A 7,203-nucleotide genomic window follows, 5' to 3' on the forward strand; every position below is an offset into this window, starting at 1 on the left:
ACTCAACAAACCTAATCTCCCTATATACCCTATGAACAAATATAGGGAGGCTACCAATATGAAGAAAGCAATCACAACAATAGCATCAATCGATACATACAAATCTCTATCAACTTTTTCAACTCTTGAAGAACTTAATCAATCAGTTTACAGCCACATGAACCATCACAAAAATAATTTAACAAAAACGATGATTACGATTCTGAAATTACTAGGAAGATACAGTGTAAAATATTTAGGAGTTTCATATTTAACAAAAAATAAAATCGCTGAAATGGTTGGCAAAGCTCGACGGACAATTATTCGTGTTTGTGCTGCACTTGAGGACTTTGGAATTATTAAACAATATGAAATGAAGAGAAATAGTGATCATCAGCAAACATCTAACGCGATTGTGATCCAACCATTTGTAGAAGAAGTGATAGTCGAAACTACTTATGTCACACAAGAAAAGCCTGAAAATGTCACACCAAAAAACAATTTTTCTTCTTTAAACAATTTAAAAGATCTAAAAACGTATAACAGCCCCGTTTTACTACCATACGAACATTTTCGTGAAATGTGTACTTGCTTTACTACTGAGAAAAAGACGATTAACCGTCTATATGGAGTTTATTTATTTCAAATAAAAGATATTAAGGACTATTATAGTGAAAAACAGCTGCTTGACCTGGGTACTGTGGGAATTAAGTTAGCCTACCAAGCTACAAAGAGAAAGAAAATCTCTAATCTTTTTGGTTACTATAAAGGAGTATTGGATCAGTTGCTAACAAGACTTTCTATTGAGGAAGGTAGAGATCATTATTGGTCTGAGGAAAGTAATTCTACTATGATTGAAAACCTAAGAAGTAGGGGATATGCGCTGTAATTTAGATAGTAGTTTGATAGAAGTAGGTAGAGTTTTTAGAATGTGACCAAATACTCGGCAACAAATAACATAATTTACAAAATTTTTACAATAACTAGGATAATAGTTGTTTTATAATAAATTGGAATGAGTAATATGGATGAGTTGGTGGTGAACTTCCTGACTTTAGATTGAAGTATAAAAGGATGAATTAACTAAATACTTATCTATCTAGAGATGTATAAATAAATAATTATCACTAAAAAAACACTCCACGAATTATCAGACGGAACATGAACATCTAAAGTACTTAATGTACTCTAATCCTCTCCAAGATGAAATCTACATAAAATTCCATCAAAAATAAGCTTAGCTAGCTTTGAATAGAACAGAATAGTGTATCAGCTATTATTTATTTCGATTTCAAATTGCCGAAGCATCATACCAACGTTTCGCTTATTTCTAGATATAAATTCACAATTCACATACTTATGAAGATAATGCAAGTATATACATGGAGTCCTATTTATGAGATTTTCGGGGTTACCAGAAACAATAAGGAGGTGATCTATTGGGGGAACAAAAAAGAAAAAATCCTTAAGTACTTACTTTGGACGGCTCGTACTTAAGGATTTACACAGGTTGGAAAATACCAACACTATTGGTATATTATATCCAACTCTCATAGAAATTTAAAGTATTAAAAACTAGAGGAGAGTGTTTAATTGGATAATCAACATTATTATTATAAAAAGCAAGAAGTAATCGAGCAGGCAAAATACATTATCAAAGACGAAACAATGGGGATAAAACCGGTGTATGCTAATAACGGTGCTCTGCATAGTCAAGTGCTTTGTCAATATGATATAAAATTAGTCACTATTCGTCCTTATCAAATTGTTAAAGATAGTAGTATTTATTATGGGTGTGATCTTGAGGGAATCAACAACTCTGCCAAGGAAATTCTAAAGGACCAACGAATGCTTCCGGCAGTCATTAGTCAGGTTAATCAATTCTGCATGATTCCATTGAGTTCAGCAAAAAGTGACGATTGCATATGGATTTCATTTCATCATGTTATTGATATAATTGCAGATAAAAATGACTCAATCATCGTTTTTACAAATCACAATAAATTAAGAGTTCCAATTAGTAGGGGAACACTACAAGATAAATTGAACAAAAGCGCCCGTCTGATCACAACCTATAGTCAGCGTCAAAGTCATATAGCTGATCTTTACCGAATGAGTGGTGTGGCTGAGAGTAGGGAAGGGTATTTTTATTAAGGGTGACAGGCACCGCCCGGTTTTTCTTGTTTCACAGGATGTTTCACAAATAGGAGTGCTGCTAATTTATTTCTGTGTGTGATAGTGATTGTATCTTTTTCTATTGGTAAGCCTTGTGCAGTTTATTGATTGTTGTAGGGATAATGTTTGTTTGTAGTATTAAATAGAAAGAAGAGATATCAATAGAGTAGAAAACTATTGGGGGTCTGACTCCTATAAAAAAGAGAGAGAAGATCTGCTAAATGAGTAGCGGGTCTTCTCTTTTGTAATTCCTATAAATCTTGGCAAATTTATTATTAAACACGGTAGAAAACTTTGATAGAGGAAAGTGGAAAATATAAATGGGTATTATATAGAATTTATTACTTAGTATTTATAGAGGTCATTTGTAGTAATCCATCTATCTTTGAATTGTTTAAGTAGTTGAGACTCATAAATATAACAATCTATTTTTCGGCTAATCGCCAAGGTCTCAGAGTGGCTGAAACCATATTTCCTAATAGTGTGGACCAACTCCTTTCTAAGTCTAATAATTGACCTCTCAAGCTGATGTTCTTTACTATGCAGGTTGTCTCTTAAAATCTCCATTTTTCTTATTTCACTCCAAATACACCGATATTAGTTATTTATACCTAGATAAATAGTACTATAATTTTGGAGATTATCAAATAAATATGCTCGATCTGATGTGGTGCCTGTCACCACCCGAATTTTCTTGTTTCACAGGAAGTTCCATAGGTAGTAAAAAGGGAGAAAAAGCATGAACAATGCTTTTTCTCCCTTTGACTATATCCTAGAAAACCCATAAAGAAGAGTGCTGGTTAATAATTTATATGAATCCATTATGTATTTCTTAAGAAAATCCTATCAGCAATAAATACAACTTGTATTCATTTGTTTCATTTGCACCCCTAAACTCCAATATCCCTAAAAATCTCAGTATTAGCATACAAACCCGGAGTTCCTCCAGAGTGAACAAATAAAATGCTTTCGTCCTTTTTAAAATAGCTCTTACGTATAAGATCAATAAGGCCTGCTGCAGCTTTGCCAGTGTAAACTGGGTCAAGTAAGAGACCTTCTGTTTTTGCAAATAACTGGACTGCTTCGACCATTTCAGTTGTAGGGATAGCATAGCCCTTTCCTACATATTCATCAAAACAGGTAACGCTATCGGATGGTATGGGATGTTGAATCCCCAGGTGTGCTGAAGTTTCTTTTACTAATTGATAGACTTTTTCTTCCTGCTCGGCTTTTCCCCTACTCACATTTATGCCAACTACAGGAATATTGCTTTGAGTGCCATATAATCCAGCTACTAAACCTGCGTGCATTCCACCACTTCCACTTACACAAACGACGGAATTAATATTGATTCCTTGTTCAAAGGTTTGTGCTAATAGCTCATTTGCACAAGCTGCATACCCAGTTGCTCCGATTGGTGTTGATCCACCAACAGGAATGATGTACGGTTTGCGACCATTAGCTTCTACCTCTTTGGCAATATGTTGCATTTCTTCCATTAAATCTGTTCCGTTTGAGACAACCTTAATATTCTCGGCACCCAGAATGTGATAGAGAAAATAGTTGCCGTTAAAGTCTGGTTCTTCAGCGCTTTTAATTAGATTTTCTTCTAGCACAAGAATGCACTTCATTTTCTCTTTAATGGCAGCAGCTAGAGTTAGGCGACAATGATTTGATTGGATGCCTCCACAAGTAATTAATGTATCGGCTCCTTTTGCGAGTGCATCGGCAACAATAAACTCTAACTTTCTTGTTTTATTTCCACCAGCAGTAAGACCGAGTAAGTCATCTCTTTTCACATAAATAGTTGGTCCACCAAGAGACTCTGAAAGATGACCTAATTTCTCGATAGGTGTAGGTGCTGAAGTATATTGGCGTCTAGGGAATTTTGCTAGATTCAAAGTGAAACCTCCTTTGCGGTGCCTGTCACGCCCCGGTTTTTGTCGAATTACCTATTAATTTCATAAAATTCCCTTTTCCTAGTAGTTATTTTTTATCAATAAATGTAAAATTATGTTTATGATAAAAAAGGTAATAGGTTAGGAGATCGTATGAAGTGTAGTGCTTGCAAGCAAATCGATAGTTTAGCTCATAAACTGTATATGGATAAAAACAATAATCTTATGGATGATAGTGAGTTGACTGCTTTTCAGATTCTTCATCCTGAGGATAAGAGTAACACATTTAAAAAGGTCATATTATGTGGTATATGTTATGAAAAAATTAAACAAAGTAACAGTAAAGTAAAGCTAGTTAAAAAAAGGTCAACCTTCACACAGCTATCTAAAGCAAAAGCAAACAATAATCCCAAAAATTATTATGTTTGTGCTTTTTGTCATACTCCGAATGAACCGTTGCGTAACACATGTAAAAACTGTGAACGAATCCTATTTAGCACAGAATATGACACAAAAAGAATCAGTAAATATCAACTTAGTGATAAGAAAACAAGTCGGCAGATCATTGATTTCTTAGTAGTTACAAGTGTGATTGCGATAACTGGATTTCTTGTATATAAAGGTGTAGAAGGTCATGTATCAAAGTATACTACCAATGCTCCTTTAGAAGAAGTAGTAAGTGATCATAGTATACTTGCCTGGAGAGACGGTTCCACATACAACGGGGACGTGAAAGAAGGTCTACCACATGGAAAAGGAACAATGAGATGGACGAATGGTACAACATATGTAGGAGATTTCTTTGAGGGAGATATATCAGGTTCAGGAGAATATATCTGGCAAAATGGGCAAAAGTACATTGGTGAATTGAAAGCTGGAAAACCAGAAGGTCAAGGAACCATGTACTATCAAGACGGCTCAACCCACACTGGTATGTGGGTTGGTGGCGAACCGAAGTAGATTTGGTGCCTGTCACCACCCGGATTTTCTTGTTTCACAAATTATTGTTCCACACAATCACAAGATATAATTACAAATTTAAATTTAGATCCTCTTAAGTAACATAATCTTTCCATAAACTATCATTCATATCATAGTAAATGACCATTTTCAGATTCATTCGACTTCTTTCTATCACCTATTGGTAGAAGAATGCCGAATGCTAGTATCAGTCCTAGTTAATTGTCTAACGATTATGTTAGAAAAGGGTCATCATTCACTTTATACTAAATAATAGACTTCCAAATATATATATAAATGGATGCAGATTATTTAAATTGTAAGAATTATAGTGGAATCGATTTCAGATATTGATAAGTAACTGGAGGGGATGTTGTGAAGAGATTTATATATACGATCGTGTTGTTGGTATGTGTTGGTTCGATCGTTGCGGGAAATATTCATTGGAATAATAAATTATCTGCTCAGGCTGAAATGTTAAGAGAGCCAGTGAAGACGAATACCGTGGAAGAAAAAAATACTGAAGAAGCTTTATCAAAAGAAGAAGTTGAGAAAGTGGCTAAGCCAGAGGAGAAGCCAGAAACAAGTCTTTCTACATATACAAAGAATCTACCAAAAACACTACAAGATAAAATTATCGCTTCTTCAAAATCTGGGAAACCACTACAATTTGTCATTTATGGTTCAGAAAGTACTCCTGACGAAAAGGGGACTTGGCCAGAGCTTTTCAAAAAGAAACTGGTAGATACATATGGTGAAGATATTTTTAACGTAACGGTTATATCAGAAGGCCACAAAACGTCAATTGACGTTAATCGAGCAAACTCCTATGAAAAGGTTAGCGAGGTAAAACCGGATATTGTTTTGTTTGAACCTTTTACAATAAGTGATAACACTAAGAAAATTGCGATGAAAAATCGTTTTGATAGCATAAGAAAAATGATTGGAAGCTGGAAGGTGGTTAATCCAGAAGTGACAATATTTTTGCAACCTGGAAACCCATTGTATGGTGCAACTTATTATCCAAAGCAAATAGATGATTTAAAAGTATTTGCCGAGGAACAGAATATTGCTTACTTAAATCATTGGGAAAAGTGGCCAGTTGCAAAGGATGAAAAGCTTAAAAACTATTTAACGGCTGAGAGCTTGCCGAATGATCGTGGTCATAAGGTATGGGTGGAGTATTTGAGTCAGTATTTCACTGGTAATTAAAATGCGATTTTTGTTAGTTATAGGGTGCCTGTCACCACCCGATTTTTCTTGTTTCACATTCAAAATGTTCCACAAACCAAAAGGGCCTTCAACTAATTGAAGGTCCTTTTAATCATTTCCTTCCTTATTTCTTTTCCAATTGCATAGGCAGCATCTGAATTGAATGATTTAACGTATCTAGCTTGCTTTCAATCCTATTAAGCAAAAACAACGTGACAACAATAGGAAAGCCCACTTCACTAATAACTGATAACCATTGCTCCATCTTCTTACACCTCACTTTCATTAAAAAAGGACTAACATGACTAGAATTCACATGTTAGTCCTTTCAATCATTTGTTACGCAAGTCCAATATCAGATACATTACGCTCAATCATTCTTGCACCTTTTTTAGCTACAAATTCACCACCAGTTGTGATGAAAACATTAGCAGCTAAAATTGCGTCCATTGCAGATGCTAGTGTTGCTGGATCAACAGGGTCGATCGGTGAATCTATATTGATTTTCACTGTTTTTCCTTCTGTGTTCAAAAATTGAAGCTCTAGAGTTTTAGCCATTCTTAACACCTCCTTTCTATTGTTAATATCAATTCAACTCAAGGGATGTTACGCCATAATTTGATTTGAATTGTTTCGCTCAACTGCTGATAATGTTTCAGTTTGTAAGCTAACGATCGCTTGAGCTACACTCAGTAATTCGTCAGCCGTTGCAGATGTTTTGATGTTGTTGTAGTTTTTGTTTTTGAAAATGATCTTACCTTTCTCATCAACACCCATATCAAAGACTAATCGTAACTGTGAATCTAGTAATACTTGATTTGCCATGCTTTTCACCTCCTTTCACCTTTTATATACAAAGCAGAAGGAAATAGAGTAGCGTATGTTTGTAATTTTTTTTAACAGGCACCTGTTCGACAGGTGCCTGTGGTCAAGCCCCCAATAAATAGACACATGTAAAATACGACATTTTACACTGCAC

General features: G+C 34.9%; 9 protein-coding genes. 4 read left to right on the forward strand and 5 right to left on the reverse strand.

The features are described 5' to 3' along the window. The first annotated feature begins 58 nt into the window (after positions 1–58). Together FS935_RS21280 and FS935_RS21285 are read left to right on the forward strand one after the other, a co-directional pair. Complete coding sequence (locus tag FS935_RS21280) at positions 59–868, forward strand: helix-turn-helix domain-containing protein (RefSeq protein ID WP_146950651.1); 810 nt, start codon at positions 59–61, stop codon at positions 866–868. 704 nt (positions 869–1,572) lie between these two features. Then, positions 1,573–2,133: a competence protein ComK gene (locus FS935_RS21285; protein ID WP_146950652.1), complete on the forward strand. Its 561-nt coding sequence runs from the start codon at positions 1,573–1,575 to the stop codon at positions 2,131–2,133. Positions 2,134–2,499: 366 nt separating this feature from the next. Here the strand turns inward: FS935_RS21285 and FS935_RS24510 are convergent, their stop codons facing one another. Continuing rightward, the gene (locus FS935_RS24510; protein ID WP_146950653.1) at positions 2,500–2,721 is read right to left on the reverse strand and encodes a Spo0E family sporulation regulatory protein-aspartic acid phosphatase; all 222 of its coding nucleotides are present in this window, start codon (positions 2,719–2,721) and stop codon (positions 2,500–2,502) included. 323 nt (positions 2,722–3,044) lie between these two features. Then, positions 3,045–4,055 (reverse strand): D-cysteate sulfo-lyase, encoded by a 1,011-nt coding sequence (cuyA, locus tag FS935_RS21295; RefSeq protein ID WP_146950654.1) that lies wholly within the window; start codon positions 4,053–4,055, stop codon positions 3,045–3,047. A 150-nt stretch (positions 4,056–4,205) separates the two neighbouring features. On the opposite strand from cuyA, the gene FS935_RS21300 reads away from it, so the two are divergent. Continuing rightward, positions 4,206–5,012: an MORN repeat-containing protein gene (locus FS935_RS21300; RefSeq protein ID WP_146950655.1), complete on the forward strand. Its 807-nt coding sequence runs from the start codon at positions 4,206–4,208 to the stop codon at positions 5,010–5,012. 375 nt (positions 5,013–5,387) lie between these two features. Beyond that, on the forward strand, positions 5,388–6,224 hold the full coding sequence (locus tag FS935_RS21305) for an SGNH/GDSL hydrolase family protein (protein ID WP_146950656.1): 837 nt from the start codon (positions 5,388–5,390) through the stop codon (positions 6,222–6,224). Positions 6,225–6,348: 124 nt separating this feature from the next. On the opposite strand, the gene FS935_RS21310 is transcribed toward FS935_RS21305, so the two are convergent. The 3 genes from FS935_RS21310 to FS935_RS21320 all read right to left on the reverse strand — a co-directional run bounded on the left by FS935_RS21310 (position 6,349) and on the right by FS935_RS21320 (position 7,049). Continuing rightward, a complete protein-coding gene (locus FS935_RS21310; RefSeq protein WP_146950657.1) occupies positions 6,349–6,489 on the reverse strand; it encodes a YvrJ family protein in 141 nt (46 codons plus the stop codon). A gap of 74 nt (positions 6,490–6,563) precedes the next feature. Continuing rightward, a complete protein-coding gene (locus tag FS935_RS21315) occupies positions 6,564–6,782 on the reverse strand; it encodes a DUF2922 domain-containing protein (RefSeq protein ID WP_146950658.1) in 219 nt (72 codons plus the stop codon). 48 nt (positions 6,783–6,830) lie between these two features. Further along, entirely contained in the window at positions 6,831–7,049 is a 219-nt protein-coding gene (locus FS935_RS21320) for a DUF1659 domain-containing protein (protein WP_146950659.1), read from the reverse strand. Positions 7,050–7,203: the final 154 nt, after the last annotated feature.

The sequence above is a fragment of the Metabacillus litoralis genome (assembly GCF_007994985.1).
In the GTDB taxonomy this organism is placed as follows: Bacteria; Bacillota; Bacilli; order Bacillales; family Bacillaceae; genus Metabacillus; species Metabacillus litoralis.